Annotated in this window: 17 protein-coding genes; 12 read left to right on the top strand and 5 right to left on the bottom strand. The window is 44.1% G+C overall.

The features are described from left to right. Positions 1 to 101: 101 nt before the first annotated feature. The 3 genes from lysS to DQN58_RS08885 form a co-directional block, all read right to left on the bottom strand. Positions 102 to 1,610, bottom strand: a complete 1,509-nt coding sequence (gene lysS, locus DQN58_RS08895) for a lysine--tRNA ligase (RefSeq protein WP_006718849.1) — start codon at positions 1,608 to 1,610, stop codon at positions 102 to 104. Between the two features lie 49 nt (positions 1,611 to 1,659). Beyond that, a protein-coding gene (gene prfB / locus DQN58_RS08890; protein ID WP_111704463.1) for a peptide chain release factor 2 occupies positions 1,660 to 2,758 on the bottom strand; the annotation gives its coding sequence in 2 pieces (ribosomal slippage) (positions 1,660 to 2,682 and positions 2,684 to 2,758; 1,098 coding nt in all). Positions 2,759 to 2,897: 139 nt separating this feature from the next. Then, positions 2,898 to 3,368, bottom strand: a complete 471-nt coding sequence (locus DQN58_RS08885) for a hypothetical protein (RefSeq protein ID WP_006718847.1) — start codon at positions 3,366 to 3,368, stop codon at positions 2,898 to 2,900. A gap of 190 nt (positions 3,369 to 3,558) precedes the next feature. Here DQN58_RS08885 and dsbC point away from each other — a divergent pair, with 190 nt between their 5' ends. The 12 genes from dsbC (at position 3,559) to hypE (ending at position 13,685) form a co-directional block, all read left to right on the top strand. Beyond that, the gene (gene dsbC / locus DQN58_RS08880) at positions 3,559 to 4,242 is read left to right on the top strand and encodes a bifunctional protein-disulfide isomerase/oxidoreductase DsbC (RefSeq protein ID WP_006718846.1); all 684 of its coding nucleotides are present in this window, start codon (positions 3,559 to 3,561) and stop codon (positions 4,240 to 4,242) included. 12 nt (positions 4,243 to 4,254) lie between these two features. After that, entirely contained in the window at positions 4,255 to 5,988 is a 1,734-nt protein-coding gene (recJ, locus tag DQN58_RS08875; RefSeq protein WP_006718844.1) for a single-stranded-DNA-specific exonuclease RecJ, read from the top strand. A gap of 7 nt (positions 5,989 to 5,995) precedes the next feature. After that, entirely contained in the window at positions 5,996 to 6,655 is a 660-nt protein-coding gene (locus DQN58_RS08870; protein ID WP_032997939.1) for a thiol:disulfide interchange protein DsbA/DsbL, read from the top strand. A gap of 22 nt (positions 6,656 to 6,677) precedes the next feature. Further along, the gene (locus DQN58_RS08865) at positions 6,678 to 7,370 is read left to right on the top strand and encodes a 5'-methylthioadenosine/adenosylhomocysteine nucleosidase (protein WP_006718839.1); all 693 of its coding nucleotides are present in this window, start codon (positions 6,678 to 6,680) and stop codon (positions 7,368 to 7,370) included. A 153-nt stretch (positions 7,371 to 7,523) separates the two neighbouring features. Continuing rightward, on the top strand, positions 7,524 to 8,219 hold the full coding sequence (locus DQN58_RS08860) for a DUF4198 domain-containing protein (RefSeq protein ID WP_006718837.1): 696 nt from the start codon (positions 7,524 to 7,526) through the stop codon (positions 8,217 to 8,219). A 4-nt stretch (positions 8,220 to 8,223) separates the two neighbouring features. Further along, the gene (locus DQN58_RS08855; protein ID WP_032997938.1) at positions 8,224 to 8,724 is read left to right on the top strand and encodes a hypothetical protein; all 501 of its coding nucleotides are present in this window, start codon (positions 8,224 to 8,226) and stop codon (positions 8,722 to 8,724) included. Positions 8,725 to 8,726: 2 nt separating this feature from the next. Next, positions 8,727 to 9,377, top strand: coding sequence for a cobalt transporter CbiM (gene cbiM, locus DQN58_RS08850; RefSeq protein ID WP_006718833.1), 651 nt, complete (start codon positions 8,727 to 8,729; stop codon positions 9,375 to 9,377). Then, on the top strand, positions 9,374 to 10,039 hold the full coding sequence (locus tag DQN58_RS08845) for an energy-coupling factor transporter transmembrane component T family protein (protein WP_006718831.1): 666 nt from the start codon (positions 9,374 to 9,376) through the stop codon (positions 10,037 to 10,039). Before cbiM ends, DQN58_RS08845 begins: the two co-directional genes overlap by 4 nt. Beyond that, on the top strand, positions 10,036 to 10,659 hold the full coding sequence (locus DQN58_RS08840) for an energy-coupling factor ABC transporter ATP-binding protein (RefSeq protein WP_006718829.1): 624 nt from the start codon (positions 10,036 to 10,038) through the stop codon (positions 10,657 to 10,659). Before DQN58_RS08845 ends, DQN58_RS08840 begins: the two co-directional genes overlap by 4 nt. Before the next feature lie 78 nt (positions 10,660 to 10,737). Further along, complete coding sequence (hypB, locus tag DQN58_RS08835; protein WP_006718828.1) at positions 10,738 to 11,544, top strand: hydrogenase nickel incorporation protein HypB; 807 nt, start codon at positions 10,738 to 10,740, stop codon at positions 11,542 to 11,544. A gap of 15 nt (positions 11,545 to 11,559) precedes the next feature. Beyond that, positions 11,560 to 12,672, top strand: a complete 1,113-nt coding sequence (gene hypD, locus DQN58_RS08830; protein ID WP_006718825.1) for a hydrogenase formation protein HypD — start codon at positions 11,560 to 11,562, stop codon at positions 12,670 to 12,672. Beyond that, a complete protein-coding gene (gene hypE, locus DQN58_RS08825; protein WP_006718823.1) occupies positions 12,672 to 13,685 on the top strand; it encodes a hydrogenase expression/formation protein HypE in 1,014 nt (337 codons plus the stop codon). The genes hypD and hypE overlap by 1 nt, the downstream gene beginning before the upstream one ends. A 686-nt stretch (positions 13,686 to 14,371) precedes the next feature. Here the strand turns inward: hypE and DQN58_RS08820 are convergent. Beyond that, positions 14,372 to 15,160, bottom strand: coding sequence for a hypothetical protein (locus DQN58_RS08820; RefSeq protein WP_197712332.1), 789 nt, complete (start codon positions 15,158 to 15,160; stop codon positions 14,372 to 14,374). A 215-nt stretch (positions 15,161 to 15,375) separates the two neighbouring features. Beyond that, positions 15,376 to 16,191: a shikimate 5-dehydrogenase gene (locus DQN58_RS08815; protein WP_006718820.1), complete on the bottom strand. Its 816-nt coding sequence runs from the start codon at positions 16,189 to 16,191 to the stop codon at positions 15,376 to 15,378. Between the last annotated feature and the right edge of the window lie 72 nt (positions 16,192 to 16,263).

Genomic DNA, 16,263 nt, shown 5'->3' with positions numbered 1-16,263 from the left:
ATGTTGATGAGTTTGGTGTGTATGTAATTAACATGTTGAAAATAAAAGGTAAATAAAAAAGGAAGTCGAATGACTTCCTTTTTTGGATGATTTGATTTTAATTATTTCTGACGCATTGCCGGGAATAAAATCACATCGCGGATGGATGGGGCGTTGGCGTAAAGCATGGCGAGACGGTCGATACCCAATCCTTCGCCGGCTGTTGGTGGTAAACCGTGTTCAAGGGCGACAACGAAATCTTCGTCTTTGAACATCGCTTCATCATCACCGGCTTCTTTGGCGGCCACTTGGGCGTCAAAGCGTTCATTTTGGTCTTCCGCATCGTTAAGCTCGGAGAAACCGTTACCGATTTCGCGTCCACCGATGAAGAGTTCAAAGCGATCGGTGACTTCCGGGTTTTCATCGTTACGACGAGCTAACGGAGAAATTTCCGCCGGATGTGCCATTAAGAAAGTTGGTTGAATTAAATGATGCTCTGCCACTTCTTCAAAAATCGCGTTGACAATGCTGCCTAAGCCCCAAGATTTTTGTACTTCGATACCTAAGCGAGCGGCAACTGCTTTCGCGCGATCAATATCGTATAAATCTTCTTTTACTATACCTTTGTCTGCACCATATTTAATGGTGGCGTCGTGTAAGGTAATACGCTCGAATGGTTTGCCGAAGTCGAATTCGTATTCGCCGTATTTCACGATGGTTGTGCCTAAAATGTCGATGGCAAGTTTGCGTAACAATTCTTCGGTGTTATCCATTAAATCGTGGTAGTCGGCATAGGCTTGGTAGTATTCAAGCATGGTGAATTCCGGGTTGTGACGAACGGATACGCCTTCGTTACGGAAGTTGCGGTTCAATTCAAATACACGCTCAAAGCCACCGACCACTAAGCGTTTTAAGTAAAGCTCAGGTGCAATACGCAAGTACATATCTACGTCTAATGCATTATGGTGTGTTACGAAAGGACGTGCTGAAGCGCCGCCTGGGATGACTTGTAACATCGGAGTTTCTACTTCCATAAAGCCTTTGGAAATAAAGTAGTCACGAATGCCTGCAACCACTTTTGACCGAATGATAAAAGTGCGGCGGGATTCTTCGTTAGAAATTAAATCCAAGTAACGTTGACGGTAGCGCACTTCTTGGTCAGTTAAGCCATGGAATTTATCCGGTAACGGACGCAATGCTTTGGTCAGCAATTGTACGTCGGTGGCTTTAACGGTGAGTTCGTTGGTTTTGGTTTTGAATAATGAGCCTTTTACGCCTACGATATCGCCTAAATCCCAGTGACCGACATCATCACCATACACGCCTTCAGGTAGATTGTCGCGTGCAACATAAAGCTGGATTTTACCGCTCATATCTTGGATGGTGATAAACGTGGCTTTACCCATAGCACGACGCGTCATGATACGACCGGCAACCGCCACTTCAATATGTTGTTCTTTTAATGCTTCGCCTTCTTCCGCATCATATTTATCATGCAAATCTTGGGCAAGTGAGTCACGACGGAATTGGTTTGGGAACGCATTACCTTTTGCGCGCAGGGCAGCTAATTTTTCACGACGGACTAACATTTCGCCGTTTAAATCTAATTCTTTCACTTCTTGTTCTGACATTTTTGTTTACCTTTAATTTTAAAAAACGAGTTTAAAAACGACCGCACTTTTAGAGTCCGGCCTTGAGACTGGCTTCAATAAACCGATCTAAATCACCGTCTAATACGGCTTGTGTATTGCGGTTCTCTACACCGGTACGTAAATCTTTAATACGAGAATCATCTAACACATAAGAACGAATTTGGCTGCCCCAGCCGATGTCGGATTTGTTGTCTTCCATGGCTTGTTTGTCGGCATTTTTCTTTTGTAATTCCAGCTCGTACAACTTCGCTTTAAGTTGTTTCATTGCCTGATCTTTGTTCTTGTGTTGGGAACGATCGTTCTGACATTGCACCACAATGCCGCTTGGCATGTGGGTGATTCGTACCGCACTTTCGGTTTTGTTCACGTGCTGACCGCCCGCACCGGAGGCACGATACACATCGATACGCAAATCAGCTGGATTGATTTCGATATCAATATCATCATCAATTTCAGGATAGACGAAAGCTGCGCTGAATGAGGTATGACGACGGTTATTGGAATCAAATGGGCTTTTACGCACCAAACGGTGAATACCGGTTTCTGTGCGTAGCCAACCGAAGGCATATTCGCCGCTAACACGAATGGTAGCAGATTTAACACCTGCCACATCGCCGTCAGATACTTCCATCAATTCGGTTTTGAATCCTTTGCTTTCTGCCCAACGCAAATACATACGAAGTAACATTTCCGTCCAGTCTTGCGCTTCGGTACCGCCGGATCCTGCTTGCAAATCCACGTAGCAATCACAAGCATCGTGTTCGCCGCTGAACATACGGCGAAATTCCAGTTTGGCGAGTTGTTGTTCCAGTTCGTCTAATTCGGCAACAGCTTCGTTGAAAGTGTCTTCGTCTCCCGCTTCTACGGCGAGTTCCAACAAGCCGTCCACATCTTCCAAGCCTTGCTCTAAATTTTTAATGGTGTTGACCACCTGTTCTAAAGAAACGCGCTCTTTGCCAAGTGCTTGCGCTTTATCTGCGTCGTTCCATACATCAGGCTGTTCCAATTCTGCGTTGACTTCTTCTAAACGCTCGGTTTTGGCGTCGAAGTCAAAGATACCCCCGAAGCACGGAAGTGCGGTCGGTTAAATCGGTGATTTTATTTTTGATAGGATTGATTTCAAACATGATGATTAACTGTGTTTAAAGACTAAATTAAGTGCGAAATTATAAGGGATTTTGCGGGGATTTGGTAGGTGATGGAATAATAAAAAACCTTATTCATTAGTCATGAATAAGGTTTTAAATTTACTCTATTAGAAATGAATTATTCGTCAGCAGGGAATTTTTCTTCTAATTGATCTGCTAATTTGTCAATAGCATCGTCTTTTGCGTTTGCTTTTGCGACAGCTTCAGGAACTTTACCAGCATTGTCAGCAGATGGTGATTTGACTTGAGATAAAATTAGCTGAGCTACTTCTTTTTCAGCGTCTACATATTCTTTATACATAGCAACAAGTGGTGAAACTTCTTCACTTTTAATACCTAATGCTTCTAATTCAGCTACATGTTCTGCTGCTTTTTTATCAAATTCTGCAACAGCAGTTTCAGTTGCGGCCACATTGCTACTTGCAGAGGCAGTAGCAATTGCATCAAAACTTGCTTCAAGTTTTTGGCCGGCTGTTTCTTCCCAAGCTTTAAATTTTTTCACTTCTTCAGCTTGTTGAGACGCAGCGAATGCGCTAACGGAAACTAATGTGAGCGCAGATACTGCAGCGACTTTGAAAAGTTTTTTCATTAGGATTACCTCTTATGAGTAAATTTAAAATGTAAAGTTGTTGTACAAGAAAGCTTATACGCTTTTGAGAATATAAAAGTTGAGTATTATAGTCAAGTATTTTGTTGGGTTAGTATAATGCGCCCAATTTTGCATAAGCCGCCAATTACTTTTATAATTTGCCGTCATTTTCACAATTTAGGAACAAAAAATGAAAAAAATTTTAACCGCACTTTCCCTTATCACCTTGGCATTTCAAGCATCAGCGAACGATGCGGTGCTGAAAAGTAAATTAGAAAAATTAGGCGCAAAAGACATTGAAATTCAAACCTCACCAATTAAGGGATTGAAAACTGTTGTAAGCGATCAAGGTATTTTCTACGCCAGCGAAGATGGCGATTATTTAGTTCAAGGTAAAATTTATAAACTTACCGACAAAGGCATTAGCAACGTTTCTAATCAATTGCTGATGGAAAAAGTCAATGCGTTGAAAGACGAAATGATTGTGTATCCAGCAAAAAATGAAAAACATGTTGTGACGGTTTTCATGGATATTACCTGTCATTACTGCCATTTATTGCATCAACAACTTAAAGAATATAACGACTTAGGCATTACCGTACGCTATTTGGCGTTCCCGCGTGGTGGTTTGGATAATCAAACAGCACGTCAAATGGAAGCGATTTGGACGGCAAAAGATCCGATGTTTGCGTTGAATGACGCAGAAAAAGGCAATTTGCCGAAAGAATTGAAAACGCCGAATATGGTGAAAAAACATTATATGCTTGGCGTGCAACTGGGCGTCACCGGTACACCGACAATTATTACATCTGAAGGCGATGTTATCGGTGGTTATTTGAAACCGGCTGATTTACTTGCTGCCTTAGAAGGTTAATGCAGGTCATCCGTGCAAAAACGTATCTTACGCCGCGATGTGCCGGCAGGCGATAAACTCTGTGACGATCCCTTGTTGGATCGTCTTTATCGTTCGCGCCACATTAAAAACGCCAACCAATTAGACCGCACTTTAAGTGCCATGCATCATCCGAACCTTATGTCGGGCATGGATACCGCAGTAACATTTCTACTTGAAGCTTATCAAAAACAACAGAAAATCGTCATTGTGGGCGATTTTGATGCCGATGGTGCAACCAGTACCGCATTGGCTGTACTCGCGCTACGTCAACTGGGCTTTGCCAATGTCACCTATTTAGTGCCGAACCGTTTCGAGCAAGGTTATGGGCTCAGTGTTGCCGTTGCCCAAGAGGCTTTGGCTTTAGGCGTTGAGTTGTTAATGACCGTGGATAATGGCGTTTCTTCCCATGAGGGCGTGGCATTTTTAAAGGCACAGGGCGGGAAGGTGATTGTGACCGATCACCATTTGCCACCGGAAACGCTGCCCAATGCCGATGCGATTGTGAATCCGAATTTGGTGCATTGCGGTTTTCCCTCCAAACATCTGGCCGGTGTGGGCGTTACTTTTTATCTTATGCTTGCCTTGCGGGCAAAATTCCGCGAACTTGGTCTATTTGATACCAAAAATCAGCCGAATTTCACGGAATTGTTAGATTTGGTGGCGTTAGGCACAGTCTCCGATGTGGTGCCATTGGATCAAAATAATCGTATTTTAGTTTATCAAGGCATTGCCCGTATTCGCGCCGAACGTTGTCGTTGCGGCATTCGTGCATTGGCGGAAGTGGCGAAGCGGGACGTGACCCGTTTCGTGGCAGCGGATTTAGGCTTTTCCATTGGCCCACGTTTAAATGCGGCGGGACGGCTGGATAATATGTCCGTGGGCGTGGAGCTTTTGTTAGCCGAAAATATGGAAACGGCTCGCGCGTTGGCATTGGAGCTGGATGGTTTAAATCAAGCGCGCAAAGAAATCGAGCAGGGGATGAAGTTAGAAGCCTTAACCATCTGCCAAAATTTATTTGCAAATACCACCGCACTTGAAACAGACATTCCGCATTCTATTGTGTTGTATCAATCGGATTGGCACCAAGGTGTGCTTGGCATTCTCGCCTCACGCATTAAAGAACAGTTTCACCGTCCGGTGATTGCGTTTGCTCAAGATCAAGCAGGCATGTTGAAAGGGTCTGCACGTTCCATTCCCGGTTTGCATATTCGCGATGTGTTGGAGCGGGTTTATTCACAGCACCCTGATTTAATCCTGAAATTTGGTGGGCATGCCATGGCGGCAGGATTGAGTATTCAGGAAAGCCGCTTTGACGATTTTCGTCAGATTTTTAATCAGACGGTCAGCGAATTATTGGCGGAAGACCAATTACAAGGCACGATTTGGACTGACGGCGAATTAAATGCGAACTTGTTAAACTTGGCGACAGCTGAAACTTTGCGTCAAGGTGGTCCTTGGGGACAGGCATTCCCTGAACCCTTGTTCGACGGCGAATTTAAAATTTTGCAACAACGCTTAGTGGGCGAAAAACACTTGAAAATGATGGTGGAACCCAAACTGGGCGGACCTTTGTTAGATGCTATCGCCTTTAACATAGATACGCGCTATTATCCTGATTTATCTATAAAAACAGCAAGATTTGCGTATAAATTAGATATCAATGAATTTCGTGGTAATCGCGATCTTCAGTTGTTAGTGGATTATATTGAACCATTGGAAAGTTAGGCACATGATGTCACGGGTCGGATTGCTCATCGTCTTATTCTTTATCAGCGGATTTGCCGTTGCGCAAGAAAGCGTGTCTCATCTGCCTGCAGCAGATGAAGCCAATCACCCGTTTGAAGATGGCAAAGACTATTTTTCTTATCAAGAACCACTAACGCTTCCGCCTCGGGAAGATAATCGTATCCCGATTCAATTCTTTTTTGATTACGATTGTCGCGTTTGCTCTTCTGCACAAGACATTCTTGAACTTTATAGTCAAATTAACCGCGATCGCGTGGTATTCAGCGAATATCCGGTGGCAACAGCCAAAGCGCGTTTTTCTGCGACGGTTTTTTACAGTCTGCAGGCGTTAAATGCCGACAATGTATCCTCTGCATTAATGTTTGAAACGGCTGAAAAAAGCCAATATATCAAACTTGCTCAGCAGGAAAATCTATTGACTTGGCTTGAGCAGCAAGGCATTGAGCGAAACCGTTTTTTACAAACCTATACTTCAGAGCAGATTAAACAACAGGTAGATGAGGCTGTGCGTTTAACAGAAGATTACGGTGTATTTACGTTTCCTTATGTCATTATTGACGGCAAATATGTGTTGACCGCGAGCACCTTATATAATGACGATTATGCCCTCGCGGTATTAGATTTTTTAATTAACAAAAAACAATAGCAAACCAGTACAAAGGATCGTTATGAAAATCGGTATTGTTGGCGCAATGGCGCAAGAAGTAGAAATTTTAGTCAATTTAATGACAGATAAGATCGTGACAAAATTGGCCTCCGGCACGATTTATGAAGGCAACATTCAAGGAAAACAGATTGTTTTGTTGCAATCCGGTATCGGCAAAGTTGCGGCAGCCATGGGAACGACGGCGTTATTGCAATTAACTCAGCCGGATCTTGTGATTAATACCGGTTCTGCCGGTGGTGTGGCGGAAGGCTTGAAGGTTGGCGATGTGATCGTTTCCACTGAAACGCAATATCATGATGCGGATGTGACGGCTTTCGGTTATGCCAAAGGGCAATTACCGGCGTGTCCGGTCACGTTTGTGTCTGATACGAAACTTGTTGAATTGGTAGAGCGCGTTGCAACCCAATTAGGACAACACGTGAAACGTGGGTTAATTTGTTCCGGCGACAGCTTTATTCAAGGCGGTGAACGCTTGGCAAAAATTAAACAGGATTTTCCGAATGTCATTGCCGTGGAAATGGAAGCCACCGCGATTGCGCAAGTGTGCCATGCGTTTAATGTGCCTTTTGTGGTCGTTCGTGCGATTTCTGATGCGGGGGATGGCAAAGCGAATATGTCCTTTGAAGAATTCCTTCCGTTGGCGGCGAAACAATCCTCTGACATGGTTGTTGCCATGTTGGCGGAATTGAATTAATCCTTTCTTTCCGCGTGCGGTTTCTATCGTACGCGGACAATATTTTCTTACCTATCTCTCTCATTTTTCGTCTATTTTCCTAAAAAACACTTGATTCTAGAGTTACTTCATATTTTATCATGAGCGAAACTCAACGATAAAAGGAGACATCAAATGAGATTTCTAAAAACAAGTGTAATTTGCACCGCACTTTTCGCCGCATCCTTTGCTAACGCCCATAACGTTTGGTTGGAACCTGTTAAAGATGCCAATGCCACCGGACAATATGTGGTGAAATTTGGTCACGAACAGACAGAAACTTACCCTGAACAAAAATTGAAAGCGGTTAAGTTGCTAGATAATAAAGGCAATGTCACTAACGCAACCTATCAATTTAAAGAAGGCGAAGCTTATCTTAATGCTGAGAAAGCCTCCCAAGTATTCATCCGTTTTGATAACGGTGTTTGGTCTAAATTGCCAAGCGGTAAATATGTAGAAAAAACCAAACAACAAGAACCGACAGCCGAACTTTCTGTGAATCCGGTGAAATTCGGTAAAGCCGTATTACACTGGGACGAACAAGCGATGAAAGCGCATGGTATGGAATATGAATTGGTGCCACAAGCGCAACCAAAAGCCGGAAAACCATTGCAAATTTTAGTGTTGCATAAAGGTAAACCGGTGAAAGACATTAAAGTGGGATTGGGCGAAGATGCGCCATTCAACTTAACCAACGACAAAGGTATCGCTGAATTTACACCACAAGCAGGTTACAACAAAGTTTGGGCTGAATTTGAGGAAAACGTCAAAGACAATCCGGATTACGATAGCCGCTCAGTGGAATATATGCTGACCTTTGATGCCGAGTAATCGAATGAAAAAAACGTTGCGTATTCTGACCGCACTTTTTCCTTTGTTGGTTGCCCCTCATGCGTTGGCGCACGCACTTTATGTGTTCGCCCAGTATGATGGGCAAACTGTGACGGGAAAATCCTATTATTCCGATATGACCCCTGCTGCGGAAACCTATGTGGAAGTTTTACGCCATGGGGAAAATCAGCCATTAATGGCGGGGAAAACCGATAACCGTGGTTATTTTCACTTTCCATTAGTGGTCGAACCGAAAGTCGCCTTAAAAGTGGTGGTTGAAGGGGAAGAAGGACATCGGGCGACTGTGGTGGCGGATCGCATCACCGCAACGTCAAATGCGCCAACGCAAGCGAGCGATGAAAGCCTGTTACTGTTGCGGGAGGATATTGCGCAGTTACGCGACAAGATTTACCTGCACGATATTTTAGGTGGTATTGGTTACATCGTTGGCATTGCGGGCATCGCCGCTTGGTTAAGCGCCCGTAAATTAAGAAAAGGGCGTTAATCATGCATTTGTCGGAAGGCGTATTGCATACGCGGGTGTTATTAGCGGGCGTTGCTTTGGCGGTAGTTGGTGTTGCTGTCGGATTACGTCGTTTAGAGAGTGAACGTTTGCCTTTAACGGCGTTGTTTGCGGCGGCATTTTTTGTTGCAGGCACCATTCATGTTCCCGTGGGCATCGGCAGCGTTCACTTGATTTTAAATGGCATGGCGGGTTTATTTCTTGGCTGGGCAGTCTTCCCGGCTTTTCTTATTGCATTGTTGTTGCAAGTGCTGTTCTTCTCTTTTGGCGGCTTTGCCGTATTGGGCGTGAATTTATGTGTCATGGCATTGCCGGCGGTCGCGGCGCATTATTTATTGCGTAGTTATTTAAGGCCGGATATGGGAGCTATAGCAAAACTGTTGACCGGCTTGAGCGCAGGCATTATTGGTGTTGGTGGCGCTGGTGCATTAGCCTCTCTCGTCTTAGCGTTAGATGGCGGCAAACATTATCAGGATTTAATCGCCTTATTGCTGTTGTTACATTTACCGGTATTCGTATTAGACGGCATTATCAGCTACGGCGTGATTTCTCTCCTCAGCAAAATGTACCCGAGTGCATTACAATCTATTGACACTTCACTGAACGTTGACGATACCAAACGGTGCACACAATGAGCCCCGTTTTTCAGCGTTTTTTTCCACCGCACTTTTGTGCAACTCACTTGCGCCTGATTTACCTATTCCTTTGGGGCTTGGTGATCAGTGCCTTATCTCAACCTTCTTTGTTGCTATGGTTAAACGGAATCGCCTTAATTTTATTGGTGATCCTGATTTATCGTTGTCGTGATCCTTATTTTCCTTATCTAAAACGCTGGCTGGTTTTCAATAGTTTTACTTTATTACTTTGGGCGACCTTAAGTTGGCGTATCGGCACGGAAGGCATTGAACTTAATCCCGAGGGCATGGAAACAGCCTTGTTAATTAGCTTACGTATGAACCTGTTGTTGTTTTCCGTATGGTTATTGTTGTGGAAAATGAATGACACGGTGTTGGTACAAGCCATTGGTAAATTACCCTTGCCACCCAAATTAATTTGGCTTTTTGTCCTCACGGTGCGTTATATTGCCCTGTTAGGTGAGTTGCAACAAAAAATGGATTTGGCGATGCGTGCGCGAGGGTATCATGCCGGATTGAATCGTCGAACGTTATATGTCACCGCACAACGGGTCGCGCTTTTACTGGTGCATGCTTTACTCAAAGCTGAAACGGCACAAATTGCACTCAAATGCCGCGGCTTTCGCTTTGGTGAAAAGACAAATTTAAGTGGGGAAAAATGACAGTTTTACAAGTCAATGGATTGCAAATTAAACGAGGAGAACGGCAGATTATCGACAATCTGTCTTTTCAAATTGAAGCGGGACAACGCTTTTTTGTGCAGGGCGAAATCGGCACAGGCAAAACCACCTTATTACTTGCTTTGTTAGGTTTTGTGCCTGTTGCGCGCGGCGAGATTCGTCTATTCGGGCAGTTGTGTCGGGAAGAAAAAGATTTTGCGCCTTTTCGTGGCACCGTGGGGCTTTGTTTTCAGCACGCCGATGACCAACTGTTCGGACCAACCGTATTAGACGATGTTGCCTTCGGGCCGTTAAATCAAGGTTTGTCACGCCAGCAAGCGTATGCTGTTGCTTTGCAGCAACTGGAACGTTTAGGTATTGCTCATTTGCAGGATCGCACAGTACATACCCTGTCCGGTGGAGAGAAAAATTTTACGGCGTTGGCAGGCGTGTTGGCGATGCAACCGAAAATGTTACTGTTAGACGAGCCGACGAATGGATTGGATCGTAAAAATACGGAAAAATTGACCGCACTTTTGCGTGAGCTGTCGTTGCCTATGTTGGTGGCGTCTCATCATCAAGGATTTACGGCTGAATTGGCTGATGATGTTCTGACTTTATGATCTCAATCAACCCGAAAAATCAAAGGTTGTGCTACCCTAGCGAGGTTTTTTGTAACCAGATAGTAAAGGGGCAATATTATGTGTACAACTTGTGGTTGTGGACATCCGGAACAAGTCAGAATCGGTGAGGTAGCACATTCTCATCATGACCATGACGGCACACAAAGTGCGGTCAAAAATCCGAACTTTTCTCACTTCAAATTTCACTCGGTAGAATCAGCTTCGGAAGCCAATGAAACACAAAAACGCCTGTTGAAAGTGGAACAGGATGTGTTAGGTAAAAATAATCAAATCGCGGCGCACAACCGCTTTCTTTTCCAGCAACAACATATTCTTGTACTGAATTTGGTGTCCAGCCCGGGTTCCGGTAAAACCACCTTGCTCACCACCACGTTAAATGCACTGAAAAATGACCGCACTTGTTATGTGATCGAAGGGGATCAACAAACGGAAAATGATGCGGATCGTATTCGTGCCACCGGTGTCGCGGCGATTCAAGTCAACACGGGCAAAGGGTGCCATTTAGATGCTCAAATGATCAATGACGCCTTGTTCAAACTTGAGCCGAAACAAAACAGTCTGCTGTTTATCGAAAACGTGGGCAATCTGGTTTGCCCGTCCGAATTTGATTTAGGTGAAAAAGCCAAAGTAGTGATTTTGTCCGTCACTGAAGGTGAAGACAAACCGCTGAAATACCCGCACATGTTTGCAGCATCTAAGTTAATGATTTTAAATAAAGTTGATTTATTGCCATACCTTCATTTTGATGTGGAAAAATGTATCGCTTATGCCAAACAAGTGAACCCGCAAATTGACGTGATTCAACTTTCTGCGACCACCGGCGAAGGCTTAAAGGCTTGGTTGGATTGGTTACAGGCTCAATAAGGATTGTGGAACAAAATGCAGTTTATTGATGAGTTTCGTGATCCGAAATTAGCTAAAAGTTTAGTCAATCGCCTGAATGAATTCATGGCGAAATTGCCGCAATATACAGCGGAGAATCCGCTCTATTTAATGGAAGTTTGCGGCGGGCATACGCATACCATTTTTAAATTTGGTTTGGATCGTTTGTTGCCGAAGAGCATTGAATTTATCCATGGCCCCGGTTGCCCGGTATGTGTCTTGCCGATGGGACGCATTGACGTGTGCATTGAAATTGCGCAGAAATCGGATGTCATTTTCTGTACTTTTGGCGATGCTATGCGGGTGAAAGGGCGTCGAGGCTCCTTGTTGGAAGCCAAAGCGAAAGGTGCTGACGTGCGAATCGTGTATTCACCGCTGGATGCGATGAATATCGCAGTGAACAATCCTGACAAAAAAGTGGTGTTCTTCTCTCTTGGTTTTGAAACCACCATGCCGAGCGCTGCGGTGACTTTGCAACAGGCGAATAAGCTAAATATTCAGAATTTCTGGGTGGTGTGCCAAAACATTACCATCATTCCGACGCTACATAGTTTGCTTTCACAAGATTATGTGAAAATTGACGGCTTCCTTGCGCCGGGGCATGTGAGCATGGTGATCGGCACATCGCCTTATCAATCCATCGTGGATAAATATCACAAACCTTTTGTTATCACGGGTTTTGAGCCGTTAGATATTTTGCAAGCCATCGTGATGTTGGTGCAGCAATTTGTGGACGGACGTTGCGAAATTGAAAATCAATATAAACGTATCGTGCATTCCGAAGGTAACTTGCTGGCGCAACAAGCCATGCGTGAAGTGTTCCAACTGAAAAAATCCAGCGAATGGCGTGGCTTGGGTGAAATTGAAGAGTCGGGTGTAGAGCTGACCGACGCTTATAAACGCTTTGATGCGGAAGTGTATTTCCACAGCCAACCGCAACAAGTGGCAGATGACCCGAATTCTCGTTGCGGCGACGTGCTCACCGGCAAATGTAAACCTTCAGATTGCCCGTTATTTGGCACGCAATGTAACCCGGACAATGCCTATGGCGCGTTGATGGTCTCCTCAGAAGGGGCGTGCGCCGCCTACTATCAATATCGGAGAGAATAATGACAGATTTCATTACCATGGCACACGGCAACGGCGGCGGTGCCATGCAAAAACTCATTCAGGACTATTTCGTCGAAGCCTTTGATAATCCCATTCTTGCACAAGGGGAAGACCAAGCCCGTTTACCCTTAGCAGAACTTATGGCACAAGGGGAACAGCTTTCTTTTAGTACCGACAGTTTCGTTATCGACCCGATTTTCTTTCCCGGCGGTAATATCGGCAAACTTGCTGTGTGCGGCACGTTAAATGATGTGGCAGTGTGTGGCGCCGTGCCGAAATATCTCTCTTGCGGTTTTATTTTAGAAGAGGGCCTGCCCTTACCTGAACTCAAAGACATCATTCAAGCTATGGCAGAAACCTGCCAGGCCGCCGGTGTGAAAGTGGTGACGGGTGACACCAAAGTGGTGCAAAAAGGTGCGGTGGATAAAATCTTTATTAACACCAGCGGCATCGGTGTCATTCCGCAAGGCATCGATTGGGGGATGCATCGTATTGAAGCGGGCGACAAGATTATCGTCAGCGGCACCATTGGTGAACACGGCGCAACCATTCTTAATTTGCGCGAAAACCTGGGGATTCAAACAGATCTCAAAAGCGACTGTGTAGTTCTTGCGCCCCTCATCGATTTATTGCGCCCGATTGAGGGCGTAAAAGCCGTACGTGATGCCACCCGTGGCGGGGTGAATGCAGTATTGCACGAATTTGCCGCCGCCCAACAATTAGGCATACAAATCAACGAAGACGATTTACCTATCCGTTCTGAAGTGCGTGGCATTTGCGAATTACTTGGGTTAGAGGCCTTAAACTTCGCTAACGAGGGTAAACTGGTGATCATCGCCTCTCCTGAAAAAACACCTGAAATTCTGACTGCACTTCATTCCCATGAATTAGGCAAAAATGCCACCGTGATTGGCGAAGTGACCGCGGATAAAAAAGTCAGATTATTAGGCAGTTTTGGGCAGTCACGGTTGCTGGATTTACCGATGAATGAGCCGTTGCCGAGGATTTGTTAGGTTGTTCTACTTTCTTGCTTGTGCAAGAAAGTAGCAAAGAACACACCCCGGATAAATTGCTGCTCCTCTCTTTATTGTCATTTTCTTCACGGAAAATTTCGAACTCGCCACTGCGTGGCTCAAACAAAGCGAAATTTTCCTAAAAATGCCAAGTCGTTCGGGCAATTTATACGGGGATTTTATTTGAGCGCTATTGGATAAAAGTGCGGTGGGATTTTGGATTGTTTTTTGCGGTGAAAAACGTTTGGGATTTCAACCGCACTTCTAGATTTTTGTTTGGTAGGGACAGACTTTATGTCTGTCCTTATTTATATCATCAGATTATCGGACAGGCATAGAGCCTGTCCCTACGAAAATCCCATGATAGCGCACGCTTCCTCGAGTGTGCTGTAACTTCATGATGGTTCAAGCGTCCACGCTTGGACCAAAGAAGCACCAGCGTGGACGCTGGCGCTATCAAAGAGGCTATCAAAAAATTTAGCGCACAACGTAAAACGTACTTGCTGAAATTAAACAGATAATTGCCACGTTTTCAGAAACGTATCTACAATAGGTTTACATAACCCCCATGATAGCGCACGCTTCCCAGCGTGTGCTGTAACTTTATGATGGTTCAAGCGTCCACGCTTGGGCCCAAAGAAGCACCAGCGTGGACGCCGAGGCTATTGGAGACGACAAGAGGAAATTTATTTTGACAATTTTTTGATTAATATCCCATTTTCATTAAAGTCTTGTTCAATATTTTTATGATGGTTTACGTATGATTTTATTTTGCCATTTGGATAAAAATATTTTGTATAAATAAAATCAGTGTTTTTAAGATAATTTACTCTTTCTAGTGTCCCTTGTTCATCATAATTTTCATAAAGATCTTCCTTTACTCCATTTTGCACCGTTATATAGTGTTTTTGAGTTGGTTTTCCGTTGGTGTAGGAAATATAATTAACGTCCGAAAATATCCCCAATACTTCGTTAAACTTATCGGTGTCTATATAAAGCCTCTCTACTTTTCCTTTGTCAAAAGCCACCTTAATTTCATTATTTATATCATCCCATAAGCGATATTGTTTAATGTAACTTGGCGTACCTGTGGTTTCGTAGTAATGATCTATTGTAATCCAGCGCTCCTCTCCGTTTTTTATAAATTTAATTATCTCCTTTTTGTGGTGGTTTTTAGGCGGTCTGGGTTTTATGTCGCCAGAGTATTCCTTCTCATAAAATAGAGTCTTTCCATCTGCAGTATTAGTACGTTTATAAATATCATATAGGGGTAACCCAAGTTCGGGTTCGTATTCTCCCGTTGCTTTAATGTCAAATTGATAAAATAACTCTAAACTCCCTATCTGTTTCCCGGTTAAGTCCGGTCTAGGGGAATAAGTTTTGGTTACTTGGTTATCTTCTTTAATTTTATTTTGCTTTTTTGTTGAATTGACTAATTCAACACCTATCGTTTCAAATGAAATGATGATAGTCATAAAAAATAAGGTAAAATTTTTTAATATTTTCATAAATGTTTTTTCTCCTATGGTTCCAATAGCGCACGCTTCCCAGCCTGTGCTGTAACTTTATGATGGTTCAAGCGTCCACGCTTGGACCAAAGAAGCACCAGCGTGGACGCTGGTGCTATCAACGGCGACACACGCTATCGATAAAGTCTAAATGATAAAACACGCTCAAACCCCACCACACTTTAGACATTTTTCCTCGCATAATCTGCCGCTTCGGCGATGAGAGCTTCGCTTGGTCTTTTACCGGTGTAGAGTTCAAATTGTTCGACAGCTTGTAACACAATCACTTCTGCGCCGGAGATGGTTTGTTTACCTAAGGCTTGGGCGGTTTTGATTAATGGTGTGTCGGCAGGTTGAGCGACCACATCAAACGCGGTTTTGGCTTGACGGATCATGGCTTCGGGGAATGCAAGATCGAAAGCTTCTTTTCCACCTTTCATGCCGATTGGCGTGATGTTAACGAGTATGTCGGCGGTTTGATTGTCGAGGGAAGATATGTAATCGTAGCCATAAAGTGTGGCTAAATAGTTACCTGTTTTTTCGTTACGGGCGAAGACGTTGAGCTTTTCAAAGCCTGAATGCTTAAATGCCGCCACGACTGCTTTTGCCATGCCGCCGCTGCCATGTACGATCACGCGATCGTTCTTATTCAATTGGTATTTTTCGATAAGTTTAACAATGGCAATGTAGTCGGTGTTGTAGGCGCGTAAAATGCCGTTATCGTTGACGATGGTATTGACCGATTCAATGGCTTGTGCGGAAGGCGAGATTTCGTCTAAAAACGGCATGCAACTTTCTTTGAACGGCATAGACACTGCACTGCCTCGAATACCCAACGCGCGAATGCCTTTGACGGCGTGTTCGATATCATCGGTAGTGAAGGCTTTGTAAATGAAATTCAAACCAAGTTTTTGATAAAGATAATTATGAAATGTGGTGCCAAAGTTGCCGGGACGACCGGACAGAGACATACAGAGTTGGGTATCTTTGTTAAGCATAAGAAGCCTCACATTGGTATAGATAAAAAAGGATGCGCTCAGTATAGCAAATGATAATCCATAAAACGTTTA

The sequence above is a fragment of the Aggregatibacter segnis ATCC 33393 genome (assembly GCF_900476035.1).
Classification (GTDB): Bacteria; Pseudomonadota; Gammaproteobacteria; order Enterobacterales; family Pasteurellaceae; genus Aggregatibacter; species Aggregatibacter segnis.
Note: the sequence above shows the minus strand (reverse complement) of the source record. Positions and strands in the feature narration are given on the sequence as shown.